General features: G+C 64.1%; 24 protein-coding genes. 6 read left to right on the forward strand and 18 right to left on the reverse strand.

Annotated elements, in window-relative coordinates:
- Window positions 1–12 precede the first annotated feature (12 nt).
- From ACT9T4_RS19195 to ACT9T4_RS19265, 15 genes are all read right to left on the reverse strand, one after another.
- Entirely contained in the window at window positions 13–528 is a 516-nt protein-coding gene (locus ACT9T4_RS19195; RefSeq protein WP_499118466.1) for a GNAT family N-acetyltransferase, read from the reverse strand.
- A 122-nt stretch (window positions 529–650) separates the two neighbouring features.
- Entirely contained in the window at window positions 651–1,643 is a 993-nt protein-coding gene (locus tag ACT9T4_RS19200; protein WP_499118467.1) for an ABC transporter permease, read from the reverse strand.
- A gap of 1 nt (window position 1,644) precedes the next feature.
- Window positions 1,645–2,637 carry an ABC transporter permease gene (locus ACT9T4_RS19205; RefSeq protein ID WP_179537799.1) on the reverse strand — a complete coding sequence of 331 codons (993 nt, stop codon included), beginning with the start codon at window positions 2,635–2,637 and terminating at the stop codon, window positions 1,645–1,647.
- The gene (locus tag ACT9T4_RS19210) at window positions 2,621–4,189 is read right to left on the reverse strand and encodes a sugar ABC transporter ATP-binding protein (protein ID WP_499118468.1); all 1,569 of its coding nucleotides are present in this window, start codon (window positions 4,187–4,189) and stop codon (window positions 2,621–2,623) included. Before ACT9T4_RS19210 ends, ACT9T4_RS19205 begins: the two co-directional genes overlap by 17 nt.
- 31 nt (window positions 4,190–4,220) lie before the next feature.
- Window positions 4,221–5,207: a sugar ABC transporter substrate-binding protein gene (locus ACT9T4_RS19215; RefSeq protein ID WP_499118470.1), complete on the reverse strand. Its 987-nt coding sequence runs from the start codon at window positions 5,205–5,207 to the stop codon at window positions 4,221–4,223.
- 47 nt (window positions 5,208–5,254) lie between these two features.
- A complete protein-coding gene (locus tag ACT9T4_RS19220; RefSeq protein WP_499118472.1) occupies window positions 5,255–5,614 on the reverse strand; it encodes a hypothetical protein in 360 nt (119 codons plus the stop codon).
- Between the two features lie 10 nt (window positions 5,615–5,624).
- On the reverse strand, window positions 5,625–6,857 hold the full coding sequence (locus tag ACT9T4_RS19225) for an SfnB family sulfur acquisition oxidoreductase (protein WP_042552793.1): 1,233 nt from the start codon (window positions 6,855–6,857) through the stop codon (window positions 5,625–5,627).
- Window positions 6,858–7,055: 198 nt separating this feature from the next.
- A complete protein-coding gene (locus tag ACT9T4_RS19230; RefSeq protein WP_499118474.1) occupies window positions 7,056–7,832 on the reverse strand; it encodes an ABC transporter ATP-binding protein in 777 nt (258 codons plus the stop codon).
- Window positions 7,833–7,905: 73 nt separating this feature from the next.
- Complete coding sequence (locus ACT9T4_RS19235; RefSeq protein ID WP_499118475.1) at window positions 7,906–9,240, reverse strand: ABC transporter substrate-binding protein; 1,335 nt, start codon at window positions 9,238–9,240, stop codon at window positions 7,906–7,908.
- A 76-nt stretch (window positions 9,241–9,316) separates the two neighbouring features.
- On the reverse strand, window positions 9,317–10,657 hold the full coding sequence (locus tag ACT9T4_RS19240; protein ID WP_499118477.1) for an ABC transporter substrate-binding protein: 1,341 nt from the start codon (window positions 10,655–10,657) through the stop codon (window positions 9,317–9,319).
- A gap of 80 nt (window positions 10,658–10,737) precedes the next feature.
- A complete protein-coding gene (locus ACT9T4_RS19245; protein WP_042552789.1) occupies window positions 10,738–11,802 on the reverse strand; it encodes a branched-chain amino acid ABC transporter permease in 1,065 nt (354 codons plus the stop codon).
- 4 nt (window positions 11,803–11,806) lie between these two features.
- The gene (locus ACT9T4_RS19250) at window positions 11,807–12,688 is read right to left on the reverse strand and encodes a branched-chain amino acid ABC transporter permease (protein ID WP_042552788.1); all 882 of its coding nucleotides are present in this window, start codon (window positions 12,686–12,688) and stop codon (window positions 11,807–11,809) included.
- Window positions 12,688–13,467 carry an ABC transporter ATP-binding protein gene (locus tag ACT9T4_RS19255; RefSeq protein WP_084304025.1) on the reverse strand — a complete coding sequence of 260 codons (780 nt, stop codon included), beginning with the start codon at window positions 13,465–13,467 and terminating at the stop codon, window positions 12,688–12,690. Before ACT9T4_RS19255 ends, ACT9T4_RS19250 begins: the two co-directional genes overlap by 1 nt.
- Window positions 13,464–14,423 carry an AMP-binding protein gene (locus tag ACT9T4_RS19260; protein ID WP_042552786.1) on the reverse strand — a complete coding sequence of 320 codons (960 nt, stop codon included), beginning with the start codon at window positions 14,421–14,423 and terminating at the stop codon, window positions 13,464–13,466. The genes ACT9T4_RS19255 and ACT9T4_RS19260 overlap by 4 nt, the downstream gene beginning before the upstream one ends.
- Before the next feature lie 16 nt (window positions 14,424–14,439).
- Window positions 14,440–15,843 (reverse strand): LLM class flavin-dependent oxidoreductase, encoded by a 1,404-nt coding sequence (locus tag ACT9T4_RS19265; protein WP_042552785.1) that lies wholly within the window; start codon window positions 15,841–15,843, stop codon window positions 14,440–14,442.
- Window positions 15,844–16,193: 350 nt separating this feature from the next.
- Between ACT9T4_RS19265 and minC the strand changes: the two genes are divergently transcribed.
- The 5 genes from minC (at window position 16,194) to ACT9T4_RS19290 (ending at window position 19,636) form a co-directional block, all read left to right on the forward strand.
- Window positions 16,194–16,925, forward strand: coding sequence for a septum site-determining protein MinC (gene minC / locus ACT9T4_RS19270; RefSeq protein WP_042552784.1), 732 nt, complete (start codon window positions 16,194–16,196; stop codon window positions 16,923–16,925).
- A 223-nt stretch (window positions 16,926–17,148) separates the two neighbouring features.
- Entirely contained in the window at window positions 17,149–17,964 is an 816-nt protein-coding gene (gene minD / locus ACT9T4_RS19275) for a septum site-determining protein MinD (RefSeq protein ID WP_042552783.1), read from the forward strand.
- On the forward strand, window positions 17,961–18,215 hold the full coding sequence (minE, locus tag ACT9T4_RS19280) for a cell division topological specificity factor MinE (protein WP_042552782.1): 255 nt from the start codon (window positions 17,961–17,963) through the stop codon (window positions 18,213–18,215). The genes minD and minE overlap by 4 nt, the downstream gene beginning before the upstream one ends.
- A gap of 213 nt (window positions 18,216–18,428) precedes the next feature.
- Window positions 18,429–19,064 carry an RluA family pseudouridine synthase gene (locus tag ACT9T4_RS19285; RefSeq protein ID WP_499118481.1) on the forward strand — a complete coding sequence of 212 codons (636 nt, stop codon included), beginning with the start codon at window positions 18,429–18,431 and terminating at the stop codon, window positions 19,062–19,064.
- A complete protein-coding gene (locus ACT9T4_RS19290; protein WP_197076965.1) occupies window positions 19,064–19,636 on the forward strand; it encodes a class I SAM-dependent methyltransferase in 573 nt (190 codons plus the stop codon). The genes ACT9T4_RS19285 and ACT9T4_RS19290 overlap by 1 nt, the downstream gene beginning before the upstream one ends.
- Window positions 19,637–19,716: 80 nt before the next feature.
- On the opposite strand, the gene ACT9T4_RS19295 is transcribed toward ACT9T4_RS19290, so the two are convergent.
- Genes ACT9T4_RS19295 through ACT9T4_RS19305 form a run of 3 tightly spaced genes read right to left on the reverse strand, consistent with a single transcriptional unit; the run spans window position 19,717 to window position 23,966 of the window.
- Window positions 19,717–20,616 (reverse strand): TauD/TfdA dioxygenase family protein, encoded by a 900-nt coding sequence (locus ACT9T4_RS19295; RefSeq protein ID WP_499118482.1) that lies wholly within the window; start codon window positions 20,614–20,616, stop codon window positions 19,717–19,719.
- 54 nt (window positions 20,617–20,670) lie between these two features.
- Window positions 20,671–21,570 (reverse strand): TauD/TfdA dioxygenase family protein, encoded by a 900-nt coding sequence (locus ACT9T4_RS19300; RefSeq protein ID WP_499118484.1) that lies wholly within the window; start codon window positions 21,568–21,570, stop codon window positions 20,671–20,673.
- A gap of 20 nt (window positions 21,571–21,590) precedes the next feature.
- Window positions 21,591–23,966 carry a TonB-dependent receptor gene (locus ACT9T4_RS19305; RefSeq protein ID WP_499118486.1) on the reverse strand — a complete coding sequence of 792 codons (2,376 nt, stop codon included), beginning with the start codon at window positions 23,964–23,966 and terminating at the stop codon, window positions 21,591–21,593.
- 330 nt (window positions 23,967–24,296) lie between these two features.
- Here ACT9T4_RS19305 and ACT9T4_RS19310 point away from each other — a divergent pair, with 330 nt between their 5' ends.
- Window positions 24,297–25,220 (forward strand): LysR family transcriptional regulator, encoded by a 924-nt coding sequence (locus ACT9T4_RS19310; RefSeq protein WP_499118487.1) that lies wholly within the window; start codon window positions 24,297–24,299, stop codon window positions 25,218–25,220.
- Window positions 25,221–25,222: the final 2 nt, after the last annotated feature.

The following is a 25,222-nucleotide window of genomic DNA, read 5'->3' on the forward strand; positions in this document are numbered from 1 at the left end:
CGGGCGGTGACTCTAGCTCAACGCGGGCAATACACATTGCATATGCGTCGTCTGCCAGAGCGGATCTGCTTCCACATCCACCACAGCGAAGCCCTGCCGCTCCCAGAAGCGGATAGCCCCCGGCAGGAAGGGATGGGTATGCAGATAAAGTACCTGCACGCCGGCGGCAGCGGCGTGCTCGCGCAGCCGCTCGTACAGCGCCTTGGCCAGACCGCAACGGCGCAAGTGCGGAGCCACGAACAGACGCACGATTTCCACGGTCCGGCGCCCGACATAATCGAGCTGCGCGAAACGATGGTCATAGGGCAGATAGCCAATGGCTGCGACCACGTCGCCCGCACTGCGCGCCAGCCAGAAACGACCGTCCTGCCCATTCAGGTAGACCCGCTCGAAGTGCTGCAGATCTGCCGGCAGCACCCTTGCATCGAGCATGGGAAAGATTTCCGCGCGGGCGGCCATGACGAAATCGATTACCGCGCCAATGTCGTGCGGACCGACTTCGGCGATCTCCAACGGTGATACCTGCATGGGGTTCCTTCAACGGCTCAGGCAGCATCTTCCAGCTTCGCAGCCGGCAAAGCCGCCCCGAATGGGCGGGCAACATAGCCCGCTCGGCGTGACCACGCAACGGTCACCCGCCGCGGGTCACCTCAGCGCGCCTGAACCAGGCGGCGGCTGATGAAGCTGAACACCAGCACCAGCAGAATCAGCGCACCGGTCGCGACCTGCTGCCAGTAGAAATTCCAGCCAATCAGCAACAAGCCATTGGCCGTGACGTTGAGGAACAGAACCCCCAGCAGCGTGCCAGCGATATTCGCCCGCCCCCGGCGATTCAGCGTGGTTCCGATGAACACCGCGCCAATGGCATTCATCAGAAAGGCATTGCCGGACATCGGTACGTAGGCGTTCACCGACATCGTCAGCACGATGCCAGCCACCGCACTGGCGAATGCACTGGCGATGAACACCAGCGCAGCGACGCGCGACAGGCACAGCCCCGAGTAGCGAGCGACCAGAGGCTGAGTACCCAACGCCAGAACCTCACGACCAAAGCGCCCGCGCGCCAGCAGCACGCCATACGCCAGGGCCAGCAACGCCACCAGGAGCAGCGGCAAGGGAATCCCCAGCAAGGGATCGACGAGAGCACCAGGTCGCACGGCGGCCGCCAGGTAAATCGGTTGCCCGCCCTCCGACAGCAGTTGCTGCACGCTGGTGCCGATGAACAACGTGCCCAGCGTGGCCAGAAACGGGGAAATGCCCAGCCCCGCGATCAGTCCGGCATTGAACAGGCCGGTAAGGCTGCCGGCCAGCAGTCCCCCCAGCACCGCCACGCTGAATCCGTGGCCGGCATTGAGCAAAACTACGAAGGCCAGTGCCGAAAAATCCAGCGCCGTGCCCACCGACAGATCGATGCCCCCGGCCGCGATGGCATAGGTCATGCCCACCGCGACGATGGCCAGCAACACGAAGTTGTTCAGCAGCAGGCTGGTCAGATTGCCCGAACTGAGGAAGCCCGGCGCCTTCACGGCAAAGAACGTCAGCACCGCCAGGAAGGCTATCGGCAACAACAGGCGCACCAGCAATGCGACCAACGACGGAGCGCCACGCCCCAGGCGCTCGCCCCTGACAATCGAATCGCTCATCTCAGGCCTCCCGACCGCGCAGCAGGCTGGATGCCGCGACCACCGCCAGGATCAGCACGCCCTGCACGCCATTGACCCAGAAACTGGAAATATTCAATAGCTGGAAGCCGTTGATCAGGCAGCCCACCAACAGCGTGGCCAACAGGGTTCCGGAGATGCTCGGCTGCAGCCGGCGCGAGAAAATCACGCCCAGAAACGCAATGGCGACCACCGGTAGCAGCATGTCTGCGGAGCCGGTGGTGCTGCCACTGAACCAGGCCGAGGAACAGAACGCCGCCAGGCTGCCGCACAGGCCGCTGATCAGATAGCTGCCGAGCACATAGCGAGGGACCGCGATCCCTGCAGCGGTGGCTGCCTCCGGGTACTCCCCCACCGCATAAAGCCGCAGACCGAAGGGCGTGTACTGCACCAGCACCAACAGGATCGCCGCCACCACCGTCAACACCCAGGCCAGCGCCGGAACGCCCAGCGGCTCGGCAAAGCTCAACCAGTCGAGCAGCGCGGATTCGGTCGGCAACACGGTGTTTTCGGTAAGCACCAGCTCCAGCCCGGCGATCAGGTTCATGCTCGCCAGCGTCGCCAGCAAGGCAGGCAAGCGCAGCCCTACCACCAGGGCGCCGTTGAGCAGTCCGATGGCCAGCCCGCAGGCCAGCGTCAACGCAACGGCGCTCGCAGCACCATAGCCCGCATTGTTGAGGGTCGCGTAGACCGCCGCGCAGAGGCCGAGGTTGGCCGCCAGGGAAAGGTCCAGCCCACCGGATACGACATTGGAACCACCGCCGATGACCACCACCGTGAGGCCGAAGGCAAGAATGCCGAGAATCGCCGACTGGGTGAGGACGTTGAGCAGGTTGCCCAGCGACAGAAAGTTCGGCGCGCTGATGGCAAGCCCCAGCAGAATGGCGGCGAACGCCAACGATGCGCCGCTGCGCAACAGGCTGACAGCGAAGCGTCGCGGCAGCGCGGGTGTCGAGACGTCAGATAGCGATGGCATGGGGCGACAATTCCTGTAGGGGCTCGGTGATGCGCTCGGCGCCGGTGGCCACGGCGAGCAGGCGGTCGCTGTCGGCTTCACCGGCAGCGAAGGTCGCGGCGAGCGCGCCGCGGTGCATGACGTGAATGCGGTCGCACAGCCCCAGCAGCTCGGGAAGATCGGACGACAGGATCAATACCCCGGCGCCCTCGCTCACCAGTTCGCCGATAAGCCGGTAGATCTCCACCTTGGCACCGATGTCGATGCCCACGCTGGGCTCGTCGAGCAGATAGAGGCTGGACTGGCGTGCGAACCACTTGGCCAGCGCCACCTTCTGCTGATTGCCACCACTTAGCTGGCGCAGCGCGCTCTGCGTGCCAGCGGCCTTAATCCGCAGGCGGCCGATCAGCGCCTCGCTGGTCCGACGCTCGACACGCCGACGCAGCAGCCCGAACCAACTGAAGCGGCCCAGGCTGGCCAGGGTGATGTTCTCCTGCACGCTCAGGTCCAGCGCGATGCCTTGCCTGCGACGCTCCTCGGGCAGCAGGGCGATACCGTTGCGCACGGCCTGGGAAGTACCGTGCAGACGCTGCACACGGCCATCGATGCGTACCTCGCCGCGCTCAGGGGGCAGCAGACCGAACAGGCCCCTGAGCAGCTCCTTGGCCCCGGAGCCGACCAGGCCGGTAAGGCCGACGATCTCGCCGCGGCGTACCTGCAGGTCGATGTCCTTGTAAGCTGCGCCACGACCAAGTCCGCGTACTTCCAGCAATGCCTTGCCCGGCGTGGTGGCCGCTTTGGGATAGAGCTCGCCGACCTCGCGGTTGACCATCAGCCGGGCGATGCTGTCGAGCGTGGCGCTGCGTGGATCGACCTCGGCCACGTCACGGCCATTGCGCAACACCGTGACCCGGTCGCACAGCGCCTCGATTTCCTGCAGATAGTGAGAGATGTAGATGATCGTAAGCCCCTCGCGGCGCAGCCGTTCGACGATGCGCAGCAACCGTTCCACCTCGCGCTGCACCAGAGCGACGCTCGGTTCGTCGAACACCAGCACACGCGGTTTGCTGATCAGCGCCCGGGTAATCTGCACCAGTTGCTGCTCGGCATTGCCCAGCTCGCCGATCAGTGCGCCACCGGGGAGACGCAGGTCGAAATAATGGCGCAGCAGACGCTCGGCTTCACGCTGCTGCGCGCGGCGGTCGAGCAGTGGCCCGCGGCGCAGCTCCTGGCCGAAGAACAGCGCCTCGCCGATGCTGAAGCTAGCGGGTAGCAGGCGTTCCTGATGGATGAACTGCACACCCAGGCGCTCGACCTGACGAGGGCTGAAATGGCTGTAAACCTGGCCATTGACGAGCAGGCTGCCCGCATCGGGTCGATGGATGCCAGCCAGGACCTTGATCAGGGTCGACTTGCCAGCGCCATTCTCCCCGACCAGCCCGTGCACGGTGCCACTGGCCACGCGCAGACTGGCACCGTCGAGGGCGCGGGTTGCGCCGAACTGCTTGACGATGCCCCGCAGCTCCAGAGCGATGTCACCTTCAGGCTGCGGACGGGGTTCGAGCGCGCTCATCAAAGCCCTCCCACACGGCAAAGGAGCCGGCTCACTGATCGCCCCGCAGTTGCCGCACCTGATCGAGGTTGGCATGGGTCGTCAGCAGCGTCGGCACATGGGTTTCCTTGGGCAGGTCACGCTGCCCGGCCAGGTAACGCGCCACGTTCTGCACCGCCGTCCTGCCGATCAGCTCCGGCTGCTGCGCGACCACTGCGCCGACCGGCGAAGCGTCGCGGGCGAGCAGTTCCAGCACTTCGGGCGTGCCGTCGACGCCGTAAGTCTTGATTTCCGTGCGTCCGGCGTCGATCAGTGCCTGGCTGGCGCCAAGCTGAGGGATATCCCAGGCCGACCAGATCGCGGCGATTTCGCCCTTCGGGTACTTGTTGAGCAAGGCGGATATCTGCGCACGGGCGTCCTGCACGGTATTGGGGATCACATCGCGCAACTCGGGCTGCAGGATCTTCAGGTTCGGGTGGGCGGCCAGCACCTTCTGCAGCTCGTCATAACGGATGGCGCATACCGGGACGCCATAGAAGCCATTGAACACCAGGATATTGCCCTTGCCACCTGCGTCGCTGGCCAGCTGCTCGGCCAGGACCCGGCCACTGGTGACATTGTCCGACGTGGTGTTGTTGATACTGTGCTGCGACGGCGCATCGATGGTGAACAGCGGTATGCCAGCCTTGCTGATGCGCTTGAGCCAGGGGTCGATCACGCTGAGGGTACCGAGGGTCTGGATCACCGCGTCGGGCTTCTGGGTGACCACGGTCTGCAGCTGGGTCACCAGATTCTTGTCGTTGCGCCCTGCATCCAGGGTAATCGGCGTCCCCCCCAGGCGCTTGATCTCATCGACCTGCGCCTGGAACGCCTTGACGTCGAAATAGTGACTGGTGCCGGTCATGCTGATGGCGATGCGTTTGCCAGCCAGCGAGGGCACATCCGCGGTTTGCGCGTAGGCTGCCTGCGCCAGCACGGCCGCCAGCGGCAGGATCAGGGTCAGCGCACGTCTGGCGCGCTGCAGTAGGGTCGTGTTCATGTCGGTCCTTGTGTTCGCCAGCAGCGGCCGCAGCCGCCGTGAAGGGATCATTCAAACGAAGTGCCGTTGAGGTAGTGATCGCCGAGCTGCCGACGTTGCTGGTGCAGCGGCGCCTCATCGTCTGCCACCGTGGGCCGTGGCAAGGTCTGCCCGCTCAGTTCCACCTGCAGGTCACTGGCCAGACGGGCCGCCTCGGCTGCCGCCAGACGCGCCTCGACCCGAGCGGATGCCGAGCGCCCGGCACGTGCCAGCAACGCATCGGCGGCGTCGATATGGATCTGCACCTGGCCGACGCTGGCGATTACCAGAGCATCATCCGTGCGAGCGTCCGTGCGCAGCTGTTCGACCAGTGCGCTGAGTGCGTTACGGGCGAAAACCAGATCACCCAGGGTGTGTGAGTCGGACATGGGCGTTTCCTCAATTCCAGGAGTGACGTTGTGGCTTGATGCCGTTGAGGCGCAGGTTGCCGACGAGGTGATACTTCCAGCGCACCGGATCATGCAGCGTGTGGGTTCGCGCGTTGCGCCAGAAGCGATCCAGCCCCTGGCTGGAGGAAACCGAACGCGTACCGCCCAGTTCGAACAGCCTGCTGGAGGCTGCCAGGGCGATTTCGGTGGACAGCACCTTGGCCTGACCGACCACCAGAGATGCCTCGGCCACGCTGTCCTCGCTGGGCTCGGCGACGGCGTGGTCCACCGCCCTGGCTGACTTCTGCAAAATCGCCTCGGCGGCACTCAGGCGCCAGGCCAGGTCGCCGATCAGCGCCTGGCTCAGCGGGTCCTGCCAGCCATGTTGCAGGCCGCTGTCGACCCAGGGCCGTGCCTGCCTGGCGACCTTCAGCAGTTCGGCGAAGGCGCCCCGGGCGATGCCGGTGTCCACCGCAGCCTGGATGATCTGCGACACGGGGCCATCGGCCGTAGGTTGGTCGTAGGCCTTCCAGGCCGGGATCACTTCGCTGCGGGGTACGCGGACCTTGTCGAGCAGCACCTGGCCACTGGCGGTACTGCGCTGACCGAAGCCGTCCCAACTGTCGATCACGCTCAGCCCCTCGGCATCGCGGGGCAGGAAGGCGATGAAGGGCCGATTGTCTTCATCCACCCCGACCGCTGGCACGATATGGGCGAACAGCGCACCGGTGCAGTAGGCCTTTTCTCCTTCGATCACCACACTGTCGCCCTCGAAGCGCACCTGGGTTTCGAACGCGGTGACGTTCTTGCTCCTGGCTTCGGAGAAGGCGTTACCGAAGCGATAGCCCTGCAGGACCTTGGCGAAGAAGCGTTGTTTCTGTTCTTCGCTGGCGGTGAGCGACAGGTTGTTGATCACCCCGAAGTGGTTCTGCGGCAACTGGCCAAGGGACGCGTCAGCCGCTGAAATCAACGCGATCACCTCGACCAGCGTGGCGTAGGACACGCCGGCACCGCCGTAGGCCCTGGGCACCGTGATCGCCCACAGGCCACTCTGGGAAAACCGATCGAGCTCCGCCCAGGGCAGGCGACGATCGCGGTCACGCGCTGCGGCTTCGACGGCGAATGCCTCGGCCAGCTCCCGCGCGACCTCGATGGCTTCGGCATCGCTGCGGATTAGGTGGGCCGCCCGCTCTGGCGCCGAACGGGCCTGCGGGGGGAACGGAGAAAGCGTGGTCTGGCTCATGCTGCTCACCTTTTGCAATCGGGTTGCAGGAGGCTTTGCATAGCGCGTACCAGAAAATAATATTCAGCGAATTCAAAAGGTTAAGCTAAAAACCGCGACTTCTCGATTCGCCGCACCCTGACAATCTGTAGAAGCACTGTTGGCCAACCAACAGTGTCATCCCGGTCGGCTGCCCCGTAACCACCGGCTTGCACAGGGTCAGCCCGCCTTGCCGCCCAGATAAAAATGCTGAAGGTCATCGCGGCTGGCCAACTGCTCGGCACTGCCCTCACCCACCACACGACCGTTTTCCAGGATGTACCCGTAGCTGGCATGGCGCAGGGCGACGTTGATGTTCTGCTCGGCGACCAGAAAGCTGACGCCTTCGCGGGCATTGAGCTGGCTGACGATCTCGAAGATCTCCTCGACGATGATCGGCGCCAGCCCCATGGAAGGTTCATCGAGCAGCACCAGACTGGGTCTGGTCATCAATGCCCGGCCGATGGCGAGCATCTGCTGCTCGCCCCCCGACGTGAGCCCGGCCTGGGTCTTGCGCTTGGTCTTCAGGCGCGGAAACCAGGCATAGATGCGCTCCAGCTCCGCCTCCAGTTCCCAGCGTCCGGGATTACGCAGAAAGCCGCCGGTACGCAGGTTGTCCTCGATGCTCAGGTGAGCGAAGACATGGCGCCCTTCGAGCACATGAACCACTCCTTGGCGGGCCAGCAGATTGGCCGCGATGCCGGCGGTGCTGCCACCGCGCAAACGGATGTTGCCGCGGCTGACCCGCGCCCGGTCGGCCTGGACCAGCCCGGAGATGGCCTTGAGCGTGGTGCTCTTGCCGGCCCCATTGGCACCGAGCAATGCGACGATACCGCCCTGCTCGACACGCAGCGACACCCCATCGACGGCGAGGATGGCGCCGTCATAGATCACTTCGATATCGTCGACGACGAGCAATTCGCTCGACTGCGCGACGGGTCCACGTGCCTGGTTCATTGCCATTCCCCCGAGGCGCCGCAGCGCCTCCCTGTGATCAGGTTTCGCTGGCCGGGCGCCAGCTGCGCAAGCCTCATTGCTGCGCCGTGCAGTCGCGTGCGGTGACCTTCTTCTCCTGCGCGTATTCGGCCGCCTTGGCATCGATCAGCGGGCGCAGGATCTGACGGTCTGCCTGTACCCAGTCGGTCAGCAGGTTCCATTGCTTGCCATCCCACTGCTGTACCTTGGCCGCACCTCCCCCTTCATGGTCGCTGCACGACAGCTTGAGCGGCTGCATCAGGCCGAGAAAGCCGATCTCCTTGAGCCGCGCATCATCGAGGTCGAGGTGCTCCAGCCCCCAGCGACCTTCCTCGCCATTGAGCGGGCGCTTGCCGAACCTGGCCTGGCCGGTACGGATCGCTTCCACGGCGATGGCGGCATTCACCAGGCCGGAGTTGTAGTACACGCTGCCGAAGCTCTTCGGATCCTTGAGGTCGCTCTTGCCCTTGTCGAGGATGTGCTCCTTGATCCGCTGATGGATGTCGAACGTCGCACCGCCCGGATACGGGGTCAGCGCCAGATAGCCCTTGCCGGCTTCGCCCGCCGGCAAGACGTCTTCGTTGGAGCTGGCCCAGATGTCACCGACGATGCGCTCGACCGGAAAGCCGAAGCGCGCGGCAGTCTTGATCGCCACCGGTGTGGATACGCCCCAGGTGCGCAGGAATACCCAGTCCGGCTTGAGCTGACGCACCTGCCGCCACTGCGAAGCCTGCTCGTTACCCGGGTCGGCAACCGGAATCTGGATGTTCTCGAACCCGTACTTTTCCGCCAGCAGCTTGAGCGGCCCCTGGGTCTCCCGGCCATAGGCCGAGTCGTGGTACACGGTCGCGATCTTCTTGCCCCTGAGCTTGTCCAGCCCACCCTCGCGTTCGGCGACGTAATTGATGAACGCCGACGCCTCGCTGTAGAAGGTCAGCATCACCGGGAAGTTGTAGGGGAACACGCGGCCATCGGTGGCCTCGGTACGGCCGTAGCCGAGCGTGATCAGCGGAATCCTGTCGGCTTCGGCCTTGTCGGCCAGGGCATAGGCCGCGGGCGCACCATTGGGCTGGTAGACCGCCACGGGAGCACCGTTGAGACCATTCTTGAAGCGCTCGTAGCACTCGATGCCCTTCTCCGCCGTCCACTCGGTCTCGCACTCCTGCCAGACCAGCTTGACGCCGTTTATGCCACCTTCCACCTCGTTGATGTAGCGCAGGTAATCGATCATTCCGGCCCACACCGGAATACCGCTCGAGGCGTAGGCACCCACCCGGTAGGTAGCCAGCGGGAAGAACTGCTCATCGGGCGCGGCCTGCGCGGGCACCGCCAGATGAACGCCGAGAATCAGCAGGGCCGAGGCCAGGGTACGCTGCAAGGAATGCTGCATGGGATTCACTTCCGTGGACGAAATTGGGGGTTCGCCCTGTCCCGTTTTCGGGTCGAGGAACTCGCTTGTCGATGGATCACTGTTCGCTGCTGCAGTCCCGCGGGGTGATGCCCTTCTCCTGGGCATACGCGGCCGACTTGGCCTCGATCAGCGGGCGCAGGGTGTCGCGATCGGCCTGTAGCCAGTCGGTCACCAGCACCCACTTGTCACCGTCCCATTGCTGCACGCGCGCCGCACCACCGCCTTCATGGTCGGAGCAGGACAGTTTCAGGGGAGGTAGCAGCCCTTCGAAGCCGATGGCTTTCAGGCGTGCCGCGTCGATATCCAGGTGCTCGAAGGCCCAGCGCCCCTCTTCGCCATTGAGCGGGCGGTTGCCGAACTTCTTCTGCCCGGTGCGCAGTGCCTCCACGGCGATGGCCGCGTTGATCAGGCCAATGTTGTAATACACCTTGCCGAAGTAGCGCTGATCCTTGAGATCGCTCTTGCCGGTATCGAGGATGTGCTTGCTGAGGCGCTTGTGGATCTCGAACTGGTCGCCGCCGGGGAATGGCGCAAGGGCCCGATAGCCCTTGGCGGCCGGCCCGGCAGGAATCACGTCGGCCTCGGAACCGGCCCATACGTCACCGATGATGCGCTCGACCGGAATGCCGAAACGCGCGGCGGTCTTGATCCCTACCGGGGTAGACACGCCCCAGGTGCGCAGGAACACCCAGTCCGGCTTGATCTGCCTCACCTGACGCCATTGCGCGGACTGCTCGTTGCCAGGATCGGCGACCGGAATCTGAATGTTCTCGAAGCCATACTTCTCGGCCAGCAGATTCATCGGCGCCTGGGTTTCCCGGCCATAGGCGGAGTCGTGATAGACGGTGACGATCTTCTTGCCCTTGAGCTTGTCCAGCCCGCCCTCGCGCTCGGCGATGTAGTTGATGCCCACCGACGCTTGGCCGTAGTAGTTGAGCAACAGCGGGAAGGCATAGGGGAACACCCGACCGTCGGTGGACTCCGTGCGCCCACCGCCGCCGTCGATGAGCGGAATGCGGTCAGCCGCGGCCTTTTCCATCAGGGCATAGGAGCCAGGCGTGCTGTGGGTGAAGAAGAACGCCGTTGGCGCACCATCGAGGCCGCCCTTGTAACGCTCGTAGCACTCGACGATCCGGTCCACGCTCCACTCGGTCTCGCACTCCTGCCAGACCAGCTTGACGCCATTGACGCCACCTTCCACCTCGTTGATGTACCGGAAGTAGTCGATTTCGCCAGCCCACCAGGGAATGCCGCTGGAGGCATAGGCGCCGACCCGGTAGGTGGCCATGGGGATGAACTGTTCGTCGGCGGCCGCCTGAGCCAGCGTCGGCAGCCAGGCCTGGGCAGCCAGGGCGAAGGCAGCGCCCAGCAACGTGCGGTGCAGAGGTTTGCGCATGGTGCTCACTTTTCTTTTCTCGATAGTGGTGTCGGTTGCCCCTCCCGTGATCGGGTCAAGGTGTTGGCGATAAGACGGTTTCAGAAACGCAGCGGCCAGGTCCTGAGGCGCTCGCCGAGATTGCTCAGCAGGCGCACCAGGCCTTCAGGCTCCTTGATCAGGAACCAGATGATCAGTGCGCCGAAAAGAATCTTCTGCAGGTTCTGCAACTGCCCGGCATCGACGTGGCCGCCGAACAACCATTGCCCGGTGTGGCTGAGCAGGATCGGGGTCAGGCTGATGAACGCCGCACCGATGAAGTTGCCCGCGATGCTGCCCATGCCACCGATGATGATGATGAACAGCAGCTGGAACGAGCGGTTGATATCGAAACTGCCGGCACTCGCGGTCCCCAGGTAGGCGAATGCCCAGAGTGCACCGGCGATGCCCAGGTAGAAGGAGCTGACGGCGAAGGCCAGACGCTTGTAGCGATTCACCGGAATACCGATCACCGAAGCGGCGGTGTCCATGTCGCGGATGGCCATCCAGTTGCGTCCCACCTGGCTGCGCACCAGATTCACCGCCACCCAGGTCAGCAACACCACGCAACTCAGGGTCAGCAGATAGCGACCGACCGGTGAGCCGAGGCTGTAGCCGAACAGCTCCAGGCGCGGTGCGCTGATGGTTCCCGAGGAGGCATAGTTGTAGAACCATGGGAACTTGGCGAACACCCACTCGATGAAGAACTGCGCAGCCAGCGTGGTGACCATCAGGTAAAAACCCTTGATCCGCGAACTGGGGATACCGAACACCAGCCCCACCACGCCGGCGATCAGGCCACCGCCCATCAGCGCCAGGGGCAACGGAATTCCCGGCACCCGCAGCAGCAGCCCGTAAGTGGCGAAGGCCCCCACGGCCATGAAGCCGGCCGCCCCTACCGAGGTCTGCCCGGTATAGCCGGTCAGCAGGTTCAGCCCCAGCCCGGCCAGTGACAGCACCAGAAAGGGAATCAGGATCGCGTTGAGCCAGTAGTCGCTGCCAGTCAGCGGTACGCCGATGAAGGCCAGCGCCAGCAGTGCCGTCAGAGCCAGTGGCCAGCGCCGTCGGGTCAGCGCCAGAGGTGCGTTGTCATAGGTCGCGGCCAGGGGGGAAGTGGTCAGGGTCATGGCATCAGACTCGTTCGATGGCGCGGTCGCCGAACAGGCCCGCAGGACGGATGTAGAGGAAGACCAGTGCGAGGAAATAGGCGAACCACGGTGTGATGCCACCACCGATCAACGGGCCGATGTAGGCCTCGGCGAGGTTCTCCGCGGCACCGACGATCAGCCCGCCGACGATGGCGCCACCAATCGAGGTGAAGCCGCCGATGATCAGCACCGGCAGTGCCTTGAGCACCACCAGCGACAGCGAGAACTGCACGCCCTGTCGAGCGCCCCAGAGCAGCCCGGCAACCAGCCCCACCACGCCGGCGACGGCCCAGACGATCTGCCAGATGCGGTTCAGGTTGATGCCGACCGACAACGCCGCACGGGTGTCATCGGCCACCGCACGCAGGGCGATGCCGATGCGGGTCTTGTTGAACAGCAGGGCCAGTACCGCGACCAGCGCCACGGATACCCCGGCGGCGATCAGGTCGAACTGACTGATCATGATCTCGCCGAGGAACAGCGGCACATCCTCGATCCCCAGATCCAGCGCCCGCACCTGGGCGCCCATCAGCCCCTGGGCCAGCCCCTCGATCACGAACGACAGGCCCAGCGTCGCCATGAACAGCGTGATCTGCGAGCGATTGACCAACGGCCGCAGCACCAGCCGCTCGATCAGCAGCGCGGCGATGATCATCACGACCACCGTGAGCGCCAGTGCCACGATGAAGGGCAGGCCCTGATCGTGCAGGCTGACGAAGGTCAGCGCGGCGAACAGCAGCATGGCGCCCTGGGCGAAGTTGAACACGCCACTGGCCTTGTAGATCAGCACGAAGCCGATGGCCACCAGGGAGTACATGGTGCCGGCCAGCAGCCCGCCGATCAGGGTTTCCAGAAAGAAGCTCATCAGTGGGTCACTCCCAGGTATGCCGCGATCACCTCCGGGTTGGCCTGCACCTCGGCCGGCGTGCCGTCGCCGACCTTGCGGCCGTAGTCCAGCACCACCACATGGGTGGACAAGCCCATGACCACCTTGATGTCGTGTTCGATGAGAATCACCGTGGTGCCCAGGTCACGATTGATGTCGGCGATGAAGCGACTCATTTCCTGTTTCTCCTGCGCATTCATCCCGGCCATGGGCTCGTCGAGCAGCAACAGGGTGGGCTGGGCGATCAATGCCCGGCCGAGCTCGACACGCTTCTGCAAGCCGTAAGCCAGGCTGCCTACGGCGACATCACGCCAGGGCTGCAGCTCGAGAAACTCGAGAATGCTTTCCGCCCGCTGGTCGAACTCGCGAGCTTCGCGACGCGCTCGGGGCAGCGTCAGGGCCTGCTCGAGGAAAAAGCTGCGCTGGAAACGCGACAGGCCGGTCAGCAGGTTGTCGCGCACACTCATCTTCTTGAACAGCGCGTTGTTCTGAAAGGTGCGGCCAATGCCCAGTCGCGCAGCGCCGAGCGGCTGGATACGCCCCAGGCGCTCGGCGTTGAACAGCAGTTCTCCGGCGTCCGCCCGATAGACTCCATTGAGAATGTTCAGCAGTGAGCTCTTGCCGGCCCCATTGGGGCCGATCAGCGCGCAGATCTCGCCACGCCGTACGCGGAACGACAGATCGGAGATCGCCTTGACCCCCTGGAATGACAGGGAGACATTGCGTACATCGAGAATGGCCGAGCAAGCGCTGCTCATGCGGCACGCTCCAGGTATTCACGGATCCACAGCGCAGCCGGGGCATCGTTGGGCAGCCCCGGGGCACCCTGAACGATGCGTTGCAAGCGCTGAAAGCCAAGCAACTGGCGCACACGTGTCTTGATCCAGCGCCGCACACCACGGCGTGGATCGTGCAGCGTCCAGTCGCACAGGCGCCGGCGCCAGCTGCCGACGGGCGCCAGGCGAGCCTCGATCTCCACGGCCAGGGTTCGCAGACGTGGCGGCGACAGCAACAGGGTCTGCGGGGCGATCTCGCGACGATCCCGGGCTGCCGACTCGCTGCTCTCCGGGAAGGCCAGCCCCTGCCCGCCTTGCAGCCAGTGCAGCAGCAACAGATGCAGCCCGTCGCCCCACTCGCTGCCCTCGTCACACCACAGTGCCGCTTCGCGGTCCGCCTGGCGCCAGCTCAAGCGGTCCTGCGAGGGTTGGCCTTCGATCAGTTCCGCCAGCGCCACCACCTGCAAGACGCCTTTGCTCACGCTCACCGGCTGAGCGCAGAACAGCATCAGTGGACGGCGCTCGTCGGCCAGGGCTTCGAGCCAGGCAGCCGCCTGATCACGCCGTTGCACGAAGGCGAAACCCGCCCTGCCCGCCAGCAACTGACGACGCAGCGTCTCGCCACGGCTGTATCGGGAAATCAGCTGGACATGCCCGCCGAGCCTCTTCGCCGCCAGGGCCAGTAACAGCAGGGTCGGCTCATAAGCGCCGCTGAGCGCCAGCCGTGATCCCGCCGTGAAGCCCTGCTGAGTCAGCAACGCCGCCTTGCGCTCCACCTCACGTGACACATCGATCCAGCGCCAGGCCTTCCATTGGCCTCGGCGTCGATGACGCAGGGCGATGCCCAGCGGCTGCTGCGCCGCCCAGCGCTGCACCAGGGCAAGTGCCTCGTCGGGCACCTGATCGACAGGCACGGGGTTCAGTTGGTGTACGCTCATGTGCACTCCTCGCCGATCAGGCCGATGCCGCCTTGGCGGTACGCGCAGACAGCGCCTGCAGGTCCCGATAGGCAGCGGCCGGGTGGCTTTCCGGCAGGCGCGGCCCCTCGCCGAAGAGTTTTTCCCGCAGGGTGCCCGGCGCGTACTCGGTCTTGTAGACGCCACGCTTCTGCAGCTCCGGGACCAGCCACTCGACCACATCGCTGAACGTCTCGTGGGCCAGCGCATAGGCGAAGTTGAAACCGTCCACGTCGGTTTCCTCGACCCAGGCTTGCAGTTCATCGGCCACGGTTTGCGCACTGCCGACGATGAGAGGCCCGAAACCGCCGATTCCGACCCAGTCGGCCAGTTCCTGTACCGTCCACTGCTTGCCCGGGTCCGCGGTGGAGAACGTCTCCACCGCGGACTGGATGGCGTTGGTATGAATATGCTTGAGCACCTGATCGGGTCGGTACTGGGCGAAGTCGATTCCGGTCCAGCCCGAGATCAGCGCCAGGGCACCCTCGTAGCTGCTGTAGCTCTTGAGCTCCTGCCATTTGGCTTTGGCCTTGGCGTCGGTCTCGTCGACGATCACCGTCTGCAGGTTGAAGATCAGCACCTTGCGCGGATCACGTCCGGCTTCCGCAGCGCGGCGACGAATATCGGCCACGGTCTTCTTCAGCGTCACCTTGGACGGCGCCGCGACGAACACGCACTCGGCATGGCCCGCCGCGAACGCCTTGCCGCGGTTCGACGCCCCAGCCTGATAGAGCAGCGGCGTGCGCTGTGGCGAGGGCTCGCACAGATGAATGCCAGGCACCTGAAAATGCTTGCCGTGGTGGCCGATCTCATGAATCTTGCTCGGGTCGCTGAAAATGCCGCGTGCCCGGTCCCGCACCACGGCATCCTCCTCCCAGCTGCCTTCGAACAGTTTGTAGAGCACCTCCAGGTACTCCTCGGCATAGTCGTAACGCGCATCGTGGTCGCTCAGGGCCTTCTGCCCGAGATTGCGCGCCCCGCTGTCCAGATAGGAAGTGACGATGTTCCAGCCGATGCGCCCCTTGGTCAGATGATCGAGAGTCGACAGACGTCGGGCGAACGGGTACGGATGTTCGAAGGTCAACGAGGCGGTGAGACCGAAGCCCAGGTGCTCGGTGACCAGCGCCATTGGCGTGATCAGCGCCAGCGGGTCGTTGACCGGCACCTGGGTGGCCTGACGAATGGCGGCGTCGCCGTTGCCACCCAATACGTCATAGATGCCGATCACGTCGGCGATGAAGATGCCATCGAATTTGCCGCGCTCCAGCAGCTTGGCCAGATCGGTCCAGTAGGACAGATCCTTGTACTGCCAGGCGCGATCGCGAGGGTGAGCCCACAGCCCGGGCGACTGGTGACCGACACAGTTCATTTCGAACGCATTCAAACGAATTTCTCGTGGCATGGATCCTCCGGTACGCAGTGATTCGCGGCGCCTCGGCGCAGCCTCTACAGCCTCTGAATCACAAACCATGCCATTCGATAAACCGTTACCAATCAATGACTTGAAACACCATCGAGCGATCGCCCCTGTACCGCGCCATGCAGGCTGCTGATCAGCTGTTCGTTGGAGAACAGTTGCACCGCCCTGCCCTGCGAGCCCTTGGCGCGGTACCCTGCAAGCGTGGGAACAGCGCTGCACGACCCTGGGCTCAGGCCGCACCGGTGGCGACACCCGAGGCTTTTTACGCTTGAGCCCGGCAGCCGTTCTCGTTATAAGTCCCGCTACTTTTCCAAGGCCGTATCAGGCAGACCATGAGCCAAGCTGATCTCCTCGACCAAGACCCCGTGTTCCAGCTCAAAGGCAGCATGCTGGCCATCACCGTGATGGAACTGGCGCACAACGACCTCGCCCGCCTCGACCTGCAACTGGCGGAAAAAGTCGCCCAGGCCCCGAACTTCTTCAGCAATACCCCGCTGGTGCTGGCTCTCGACAAATTGCCCAGGGATGAAGGCACCCTCGATCTCGGCGAACTGATGACCCTGTGCCGCAAGCACGGCCTGCGCACCCTGGCCGTGCGCGCCAGCCGCGAAGAGGACATCGCCGCCGCCAATGCGCTGGATCTGCCCGTGCTGCCACCCTCCGGCGCCCGCGAGCGGGTCATCGACCCGGCACCCAAGCCCGTCGAGCCGCCCAAGCCTGTCGAGCCGGAAGTCAAGCCGACCCGCGTGGTCACCACACCGGTGCGCGGCGGCCAGCAGATCTATGCCCAGGGCTGCGATCTGGTGGTGCTGGCCCCGGTCAGTGCCGGCGCGGAACTTCTCGCAGATGGCAACATCCATGTTTACGCCCCGATGCGCGGCCGGGCTCTGGCCGGGGTCAAGGGCAATCGTCAGGCGCGGATTTTCTGTCAGCAGATGGGTGCCGAACTGCTCTCCATCGCCGGCCAGTACAAGGTCGCCGAGGACCTGCGCCGTGACCCGAACTGGGGGCGTGCAGTACAGGTCGGCCTGTCGGGGGATGTGTTGAACATAACCCGTCTTTAACGGATACTGCCGCCACTTTTAACGGACACAAAGGGCACCTGGAAGCCTTCAGGCGGACTGTCAAAACAATCACCAGCACATGGCCATTTGGCATCGTTCGGCGCCTGAAGCAAACCGCTTTTCCTGCCGACCGAGCCGCACCAGAGCCCGCTACCGATTTTTTCGACAGACCGCCAGTCGCTGGCAGGTTCCTGCTTTTTATTCATTTTTGGGGTGAATCACCTTGGCCAAGATCCTCGTAGTCACATCCGGCAAAGGTGGCGTCGGTAAAACCACCACCAGCGCTGCCATCGGTACCGGCCTCGCCCTGCGCGGCCACAAGACCGTCATCGTCGACTTCGACGTCGGCCTGCGTAACCTCGACCTGATCATGGGCTGCGAACGCCGCGTGGTGTATGACTTCGTCAACGTCGTCAATGGCGAAGCCACCCTCACCCAGGCCCTGATCAAGGACAAGCGCCTCGAGAACCTCTACGTGCTGGCCGCCAGCCAGACCCGTGACAAGGACGCCCTGACTCAGGAAGGCGTCGAGAAGGTCATCAACGAACTGCGCGAAAACTTCGAATACGTGGTCTGCGACTCGCCGGCCGGTATCGAGAAAGGCGCTCACCTGGCCATGTACTTCGCTGACGAAGCCATCGTGGTGACCAACCCGGAAGTGTCCTCGGTACGTGACTCCGACCGCATGCTGGGCCTGCTGGCCAGCAAATCCCGTCGCGCCGAACAGGGCGGTGACCCGATCAAGGAACACCTGCTGCTGACCCGCTACAACCCGGAGCGCGTGACCCGCGGTGAAATGCTCGGTGTGGAAGACGTCGAGGAAATCCTCGCCATCCGCCTGCTCGGCGTGATCCCGGAGTCCCAGGCCGTGCTCAAGGCGTCCAACCAGGGCGTGCCGGTCATTCTCGATGACCAGAGCGATGCCGGCCAGGCTTACAGCGATGCCGTGGATCGTCTGCTCGGCAAGGAAGTGGCACACCGTTTCCTTGATGTGAAGAAGCAGGGCTTCCTGCAACGTCTATTTGGAGGTCGCGAATGAATATTTTTGACTTCTTGCGTTCGCGCAAGAAGGAAGCCACTGCCTCCATCGCCAAAGAGCGCCTGCAGATCATCGTTGCCCACGAACGTGGCCAGCGCACTCAACCGGACTACCTGCCTGCCCTGCAGCAGGAACTGGTCGAAGTGATCCGCAAGTACGTTGCCATCGACTCCGATCAGGTTCAGGTCGCACTGGAAAATCAGGGCAGCTGTTCGATTCTGGAGTTGAACATCACCCTCCCGGATCGTTGAAAATCTATCTGGGCTTGCTGCGCGTCGGCCCTGCTGCGTTAAAAACAGGCTCGGAATGCTCATGTACAAAAGTACACTCCGCTTCCTCGCCTGGTTTTTGCCTTGCAGGGCTCTAGCTCGCAGACCCCAGAATAGATTTATCCTATTTTAGATAAACGAATGGCGGCCTCGATGGCCGCTTTTCGTTTTTACCGCCCAACCGAAAGAACGCCCATGCCGCTCAGCCAAATCGAAATCGTCCATCAGGATGCTGCCCTGCTGGTGATCAACAAGCCCACCCTGCTGCTCTCGGTGCCCGGCCGCGCCGAAGACAACAAGGACTGCCTGGTCACCCGCCTGCAGGAAAACGGCTACCCCGAAGCGCGCATCGTGCACCGCCTCGACTGGGAAACCTCCGGCCTGATCGTCCTCGCCCGAGATGCCGACAGCCACCGCGAGCTGTCCCGACAGTTCCACGATCGCGAAACGGAAAAAGCCTACACCGCCCTCTGCTGGGGCTCGCCGGAGGGCGAAAGCGGCAGCATCGACCTGCCACTGCGCTACGACCCGCCGACCAAGCCGCGCCACGTGGTCGACCACGAACAGGGCAAGCACGCCCTGACCTTCTGGCGCGTACTCGAGCGCCATGCCGAGCACAGCCGCGTCGAACTGACTCCGATCACCGGCCGCTCACATCAGTTGCGCGTACACATGCTGTCCATCGGTCATCCGCTGCTCGGTGACGGTCTCTACGCCCACGAGCAGGCCCTGGCCGCCTACCCGCGCCTGTGCCTGCACGCCAGCATGCTCAGCCTGACCCACCCGCAGAGCGGCGAACGCCTGCGCTTCGAGTGCCCGGCGCCGTTCTGATGAACGCCCGACGCTTCTACGAAAACACCCGCAATACGCCAGCGCTGCCATCGCTGCTCCTGGCCCTGGATCACTGGCGCGATGCTCCCGGCCAAGCCATCGACCTGGGCTGCGGCGCTGGCCGCGACACGCTGGAGCTGCTGCGTCGCGGCTGGCAGGTACAGGCCATCGACGCAGAACCGCTGGCATTCGAGTACCTGAACGCGCTGGTGCCACTGGAACATCAGGCCGCGCTGCAGACCCGCTGCAGTACATTCCAGAGCGTCGAGCTGATGCCAGCCGAGCTGATCAACGCCAGCTTCTCACTGCCTTTTTGCCCACCGGGAGCGTTCCCGGAACTGTGGCAGCGTATCGAGCGAGCCCTCGAGCCAGGTGGCCTGTTCGCTGGCCACTTCTTCGGTGAGCGCGACGACTGGGCAACGGACGGCCTGACTATCCATACCCGCCACGAAGTCGAAGACCTGTTCACAGGCTGGCAGATCATCGACCTGCAGGAAATCGACCGCCAGGGCCAGACCGCCGTCGGCAGCAGCAAGCACTGGCACCTGTTCGCGGTGGTGGCCAGGCGCTGATTGCGCTCGTAAATCCGCTCCTGGGCATCACTGTGCTCGACGCCAGATTACGCCTGACGTCCCGGGCAACGTGCCGCCATTCAGAACGGTCGGCTTCCCGCCAGGCTGATGCGTTGCAGGCGCCTGCGCTGCTCGGCAGGGAATGCGTTGCGTGCATGCAGGGTGGCCTGGTTGTCCCAATAGACGATATCGCCCACGCTCCAGCGATGGCTGTAAGACAGTTCAGGCCTGGCCAAGTGCTCGCGCAGTCGCGCGATCAGTGCCTGGCCACGCTCGGGTGCCACGCCAACCAGCTCCACTTCCGTACGCGCGCCGAGATAGAGCAGGCGCTTGCCGCTCTCGGGGTGGGTGCGCACCAGAGGGTGCTCGGTGCCCTGGATCGGTTCGATGTCCGGCGTGCGGTAGGCAATCGAACCCATGCGGCCATAGTCACCGTTGCGGATGCGCACGAATGGGTTGTAGTTGATGAGCCGCAATCCCTCGATCTCGGCCTTGGTCTGCTCGTCCAGCGTGCTGTAGGCCAGGGCCAGGTTGGTCCATACCGTTTCTCCGCCGTGCTGCGGCACCTCCTGGGCATACAGCAACGAGCCGCTCGAGGGCGTGGGCGTCCAGTGATGATCCGAGTGGGCCGACAGCTCGCTATGGCCGAGTTCGCCGTCTTCTGTGTTGGCTACCTTGACGATATCCGGTGCCTTGCCGTCCGCGCCCGACGACAGCACCAGAAAGTCCGGATGGGGCTGGAATACCGAACCGAACCAGGAAGTGAAACGCAGGAACTGCGCCTCATCGAGCTGCTGGTCGCGGAAGATCAGAATGTGGTGGTCACGTAGCGCCTGCTTGAGTTGCAGGATCTGCGCCGGGCTCGGTGACTGCCGTGCATCGAGGCCATGGACGATCGCGCCCAGCGGAGCCTGCTGGGGCTCGATGCGAAAGTCATCATGGCTCGCTGTCTGCTGCAGCGGGTGGGCGGTCTGGGTCATGGTGGTGCGCCTCGTGAAGATGGGTTGCCCTGCCACCTCGGTGGCAGGCGCGGATCAGGATTTGCTGATGGTTCTGCTGCGCTGGCCGCTGATGCTCACCGGCACGTCACCGGCCAGCGTTACGCGGCGCACCACGCGAGGCTGGTCACCGTAGTCGTTGACGGCATAGTGCTGGGTCGCGCGGTTGTCCCAGATGGCGACGTCACCCGCGCGCCAGCGCCAGCGAACGGTGTTTTCCAGGCGTGTCACGTAGCCCTGAAACACCTCGCACAGACGCTGCGAATCGCTCTGCGAGAGCCCCTTGATCCGCTTGACGAAATGGCCGAGCAGCAAGCTGCGCTCACCGCTTTCAGGGTGCACGCGTACCAGCGGGTGCTCGGTCTCGTAGACCGTGGAGGCGAAGACCTTGCGGTACTGCTCCAGGCGCACCGGGTCGGCATCCGGGCGTTTCGCCGCATAGTCGAAATCGTTGCTGTGCACTGCCCACAGCGTGTCGGCCAGCGCGCGCAGCGCCTCGGGAAGATCCTCGTAGGCGGCACTGGTATTGGCCCATACGGTATCGCCACCGGCAGCCGGCACTACCACCGCGCGCAGGATCGAAGCCTTGGGGTAGGCATCGACGAAGGTCACATCGGTGTGCCAGGTGTTGGCTCTGGTGCCGTGGGCGCTATCGAGTTCCAGCAGGTAGCGGCTGCCGTCACGCACCGGCACGGTGGGATGGGCGACAGGTTCGCCGATGCGCTTGGCGAACGCTTCCTGCTCGGCGTCATCCAGCGCCTGATCGCGGAAAAACAGCACCTTGTGGCGCAGCAGCGCGCGTTCGATGGCCGCCAGGTTGGCTTCGTCGAGGTTCGCGGACAACTGCACTCCACGCACTTCGGCGCCGATGCGGCCAGCGACGGGAAACAGATCCAGCTCTGCAGGCGGGGTTGATACGGCGACAGCTTGAGTCATGACGTGCTCCTTGAGGGCGCTTAGAAGTCGTAACGCAGGGTCAGGCCTGCCGTACGTGGCTGGCCGACCGACGCGGTGTAGGAACCGTTGGTGAAGGCGAATGCGGTGAGGTAGTAGTCCTGATCCGTGACGTTGCGCATCCACAGCGAGGTATCGAGTTCGCCGTCGCCCAGGTCGACACGCACCCCAGCGGAGAGATTGAGCAGGCCGTAACCGTCGATCTTCGACAGATCGGAGTTGTCCAGGGTGCCTTCGGCCTCGGAGCGGTAGGCGTAACCGGCGGTCACGTATGGCCGCAGGCCGCTGTCCAGTTGCCAGAGATACTCACCATTGAGGTTGCCGATCCAGCGTGAAGCGCCAACCACCCGTTCGCCGGTGAGGTCGCAGACCGCTGCAGCGTTGACCGTGCTGACTTCGCCTGGGCAGGGCGCATTCTTGAAGCTCAGGTAGGTGACGTCGTTGAACGAACCGTTGAAGTTCAGGGTAAGCCCCCGAATCGGCCGATAGCTGGTTTCCAATTCCAGACCACGCGAGCGCACACTGCCGGCGTTGGCCATAACCGAGGTGGCCGTCAGCGAGCCCGGCGGCGTGGTCAGCGTGGTGGCCTGGTAGCCATGAATGCCCGTCCAGAACAGGTTGGCATTGAACTGCAGGCGGCCGCCGAGCAGCGTGCTCTTGAAGCCAAGCTCGGCATCGTTGGCGCGTTCCGGCCCGACCACCAGGGAATCACTGCCAAGGCCCGCCTGGGGTGCGACCAGATTGACCCCGCCGGATTTTTCACCATGGGCCAGCGAGGCATAAGCGAGCAGGTTGTCGCTGGCCCGGTAGCTGAGGCTGATCAGGCCAGACGGCGCCGCGTTGTGCAGGCCGAACTCACCGGTATCCAGCCCGCCCATCTGGCGCTGGCGAATGGCATCCACGGCCGGCGCCAGGTTGGCGCCGCCCTGCGGGTCGAAGCGGTGCAGGCGCGCTTGCTTCTCTTCGTAGGTACCGCGTACACCGATGGTCAGGTCCAGACGCTCGGTCAGGTGCCAGTTGCCCTGAGCGAACAGCGCGAAGCTGTCGGTGACGATCTTGCCGTTGGTCTGCGTGGTGACATCGTTGAACACCCCACGATTGACGCCCGTCAGGAACAGGTCGGCCTGCGGACCGTAACGTTGCACCGTCTTGTTGCCCAGGTTCTGGCGGAACATATAGGCGCCAAGCACGTAGTCGAAGCGTTCGCCAGTCGGCGAGGCCAAGCGGATTTCCTGGGAGAACTGCCGGTCATGCACCTCCACCCCGCCATGGCGAATCGCGGATTGATCGGTGAGGTCGGTGTCGTTGAGCGGGCTGAAATGCCAGTAGCGGTAGCCGCTGATGGAGGTCAGCGTATAGCCGCCGTCGAGCTGCCAGTTGGCCTCCAGCGAGGTGCCGCCCTGCCAGACGTTGACCGCCTGCTCGGAATCGATATTCACCTCGCGCTTCTTGATGTCGTACTGCGGGTTGGTGCCGATCAGCGCAGCGCGCTCGCGGAAACGGTCGGACACCCCGTACAGCGCCCACACGCCATTGGTGGATTTTTCCTGGTTGTAATCGGTGATCCAGCGCAGGCTGAAATCCTCGTTCGGCTCGAACAGCAGCTGTCCGCGCAGGCCTTCCCGCTCGCCCCCCAGAAAGGTGCGGCTGTCATGCTGGTTGTCGATGTAGCCGTCTTCTCGAGTTCGGTAGAACGACAGACGCCCGGCCAGGGTATCGGTGAGGCCACCGGAGACGCTGCCCTTGCCCTGGAAGTAGCCGCGCTCGCCACCCGAGATTTCGAAGCTGCGCTCCGGCGTGAACGTCGGTTTGCGGGTCGTGATGTTGATCACTCCCGCCGTGGTGTTCTTGCCGAACAGCGTACCCTGCGGCCCGCGCAGCAACTCCAGTTGCTCGACGTCGAGCAGGTCGAACACCGCCATGCCGGGGCGCCCCAGGTAGATGTTGTCCAGATAGATGCCAGCGCTGCCCTCGAGCCCGTCACTGGCCGGGTTGTTGCCGATGCCGCGTACCGCGACGCTGGACTGGCGGGCGTGGATGTAGGCGACGTTGACGCTGGGCAGTACCTGCTGCAGTTCCTGCACGCGATAGACCTTCTGCGACTCCAGCATGGCGCCGCTGAGCGTGGTGATCGGCGTGGGTACGTCCTGAGCGTCCTCTTCGCGACGGCGCGCCGTGACCGTCACCTTCTGCAGGGCGGCATCATCCTGCGCAACGCTGGCTTGCGCCGCGGCGCTCTGCGCATGCAGCGGGCCGCTGGCGGCCAACCCGGCCACGGTCAGAAACAGAGTCAGGGCGTAATCGGCAGAGGCGATGCGTGGCACGATGGCCGTGCGCCCGGCAAGGCGGCGCCGGATGAAGGGTGGTGTCGAACTCATCAATCGTGATCCTTGATCATGGCGCGCGGAAAGCAGGCCGCACGAAGCCGTGCCACATGAATACGTGGCCCTATGGAAAGGCAGGTTCTAAGGGAGGTGACGGGTGAACCCGATCAACCAGGGCGACAACGCCACGCAGGGGCCGGGCTCGAGGCCGAGACATCGACATTCATGGGCAGATCCTTGCACTCGCTCAGCAGGCTAATATTCAATCTAGTTCTATTTAAATAATAAAATTGCGTTTGACGGAATAAGAGTCTGCATTTAAAACCACCGGCCATGGCACTCGCAAATGCCTAAAACCTATTTTTCAAATGCCGGGAATGCATCATGGATCTGCGCCAGCTTCGCTACTTCATCGCCCTGACAGAGCACCGCAGTTTCGTTCGCGCAGCGGAAGCCATGAGCATCACGCAACCGGCCTTCAGCCGCAGCATTCAAGGGCTGGAACACGAGTTCGGCTGCCAGCTGGTGGATCGCGGCAGCAAGGATTTAAGGCCCACGCCCGAGGGGCAGGTGGTGCTGCAGCATGCTCTCTCCCTGGTGCAGGGCGCGAGCAACCTCGCCAATGAAGTTAGCCAGATGAGCAAGCTCGATGCCGGTGAGCTGCACTTCGGCTCGGGCCCAGTGCCTGCGGCAAAACTGGTGCCGGACAGCCTGATGCAGTTCATGGCTCGCTATCTGGGCATTCGCCCGCGGCTACTGGTCAATAACTGGGAAAGCCTGGGGCGCAGCCTGAGCCGCAACGAGATCGAATTCTTCATCGCCGACATCCGCCCGTTTCACGCCGATCCGAACTTCCAGGCCTACGCCCTCACACCTCGCCCGACGGTGTTCTTCTGCCGGGCCACGCACCCGCTGGTAGCCAAGGAAAGCCTGTCGACCAACGACCTGTTCGAGTACCCGCTGGCAGCCGTGCGCATCCCCATGGGCACGCGCAAGGCCTTGGCCAACCTGAGCGGCAAGGCCAGCTTCGAACAGCACATCGAGTGTGAGCATTTCCCGCTGCTGGAGCAGATAGTGCGCAACACCGACGCCATTGGCGTCGGCCCGCTGGAGGCGCTGCACGAGAGCCTGGCGCGCGGCGAGCTGGTGCGCCTGGCGTTGCGCAACCTGCCACAGAGCATGACGCTGCAAGCTCATTGCGGCATCGTCACACGTACGGGGTACCGACTCTCGCCGGCGGCACGGGCAATGATCGACCTGATCAAACAGTGCGATCAGGACCTGGCCGCAGCGGCAGCAGCGGCCTGAGC

Source organism: Pseudomonas sp. SZ40 (assembly GCF_052958135.1).

What these genes read in the sequence shown, in the direction of transcription:
- ACT9T4_RS19195 (WP_499118466.1), bottom strand. Translation starts at nt 528, where the DNA reads ATGCAGGTATCACCGTTGGAGATCGCCGAAGTCGGTCCGCACGACATT.
- ACT9T4_RS19200 (WP_499118467.1), bottom strand. Translation starts at nt 1,643, where the DNA reads ATGAGCGATTCGATTGTCAGGGGCGAGCGCCTGGGGCGTGGCGCTCCG.
- ACT9T4_RS19205 (WP_179537799.1), bottom strand. Translation starts at nt 2,637, where the DNA reads ATGCCATCGCTATCTGACGTCTCGACACCCGCGCTGCCGCGACGCTTC.
- ACT9T4_RS19210 (WP_499118468.1), bottom strand. Translation starts at nt 4,189, where the DNA reads ATGAGCGCGCTCGAACCCCGTCCGCAGCCTGAAGGTGACATCGCTCTG.
- ACT9T4_RS19215 (WP_499118470.1), bottom strand. Translation starts at nt 5,207, where the DNA reads ATGAACACGACCCTACTGCAGCGCGCCAGACGTGCGCTGACCCTGATC.
- ACT9T4_RS19220 (WP_499118472.1), bottom strand. Translation starts at nt 5,614, where the DNA reads ATGTCCGACTCACACACCCTGGGTGATCTGGTTTTCGCCCGTAACGCA.
- ACT9T4_RS19225 (WP_042552793.1), bottom strand. Translation starts at nt 6,857, where the DNA reads ATGAGCCAGACCACGCTTTCTCCGTTCCCCCCGCAGGCCCGTTCGGCG.
- ACT9T4_RS19230 (WP_499118474.1), bottom strand. Translation starts at nt 7,832, where the DNA reads ATGAACCAGGCACGTGGACCCGTCGCGCAGTCGAGCGAATTGCTCGTC.
- ACT9T4_RS19235 (WP_499118475.1), bottom strand. Translation starts at nt 9,240, where the DNA reads ATGCAGCATTCCTTGCAGCGTACCCTGGCCTCGGCCCTGCTGATTCTC.
- ACT9T4_RS19240 (WP_499118477.1), bottom strand. Translation starts at nt 10,657, where the DNA reads ATGCGCAAACCTCTGCACCGCACGTTGCTGGGCGCTGCCTTCGCCCTG.
- ACT9T4_RS19245 (WP_042552789.1), bottom strand. Translation starts at nt 11,802, where the DNA reads ATGACCCTGACCACTTCCCCCCTGGCCGCGACCTATGACAACGCACCT.
- ACT9T4_RS19250 (WP_042552788.1), bottom strand. Translation starts at nt 12,688, where the DNA reads ATGAGCTTCTTTCTGGAAACCCTGATCGGCGGGCTGCTGGCCGGCACC.
- ACT9T4_RS19255 (WP_084304025.1), bottom strand. Translation starts at nt 13,467, where the DNA reads ATGAGCAGCGCTTGCTCGGCCATTCTCGATGTACGCAATGTCTCCCTG.
- ACT9T4_RS19260 (WP_042552786.1), bottom strand. Translation starts at nt 14,423, where the DNA reads ATGAGCGTACACCAACTGAACCCCGTGCCTGTCGATCAGGTGCCCGAC.
- ACT9T4_RS19265 (WP_042552785.1), bottom strand. Translation starts at nt 15,843, where the DNA reads ATGCCACGAGAAATTCGTTTGAATGCGTTCGAAATGAACTGTGTCGGT.
- minC (WP_042552784.1), top strand. Translation starts at nt 16,194, where the DNA reads ATGAGCCAAGCTGATCTCCTCGACCAAGACCCCGTGTTCCAGCTCAAA.
- minE (WP_042552782.1), top strand. Translation starts at nt 17,961, where the DNA reads ATGAATATTTTTGACTTCTTGCGTTCGCGCAAGAAGGAAGCCACTGCC.
- ACT9T4_RS19285 (WP_499118481.1), top strand. Translation starts at nt 18,429, where the DNA reads ATGCCGCTCAGCCAAATCGAAATCGTCCATCAGGATGCTGCCCTGCTG.
- ACT9T4_RS19290 (WP_197076965.1), top strand. Translation starts at nt 19,064, where the DNA reads ATGAACGCCCGACGCTTCTACGAAAACACCCGCAATACGCCAGCGCTG.
- ACT9T4_RS19295 (WP_499118482.1), bottom strand. Translation starts at nt 20,616, where the DNA reads ATGACCCAGACCGCCCACCCGCTGCAGCAGACAGCGAGCCATGATGAC.
- ACT9T4_RS19300 (WP_499118484.1), bottom strand. Translation starts at nt 21,570, where the DNA reads ATGACTCAAGCTGTCGCCGTATCAACCCCGCCTGCAGAGCTGGATCTG.
- ACT9T4_RS19305 (WP_499118486.1), bottom strand. Translation starts at nt 23,966, where the DNA reads ATGAGTTCGACACCACCCTTCATCCGGCGCCGCCTTGCCGGGCGCACG.
- ACT9T4_RS19310 (WP_499118487.1), top strand. Translation starts at nt 24,297, where the DNA reads ATGGATCTGCGCCAGCTTCGCTACTTCATCGCCCTGACAGAGCACCGC.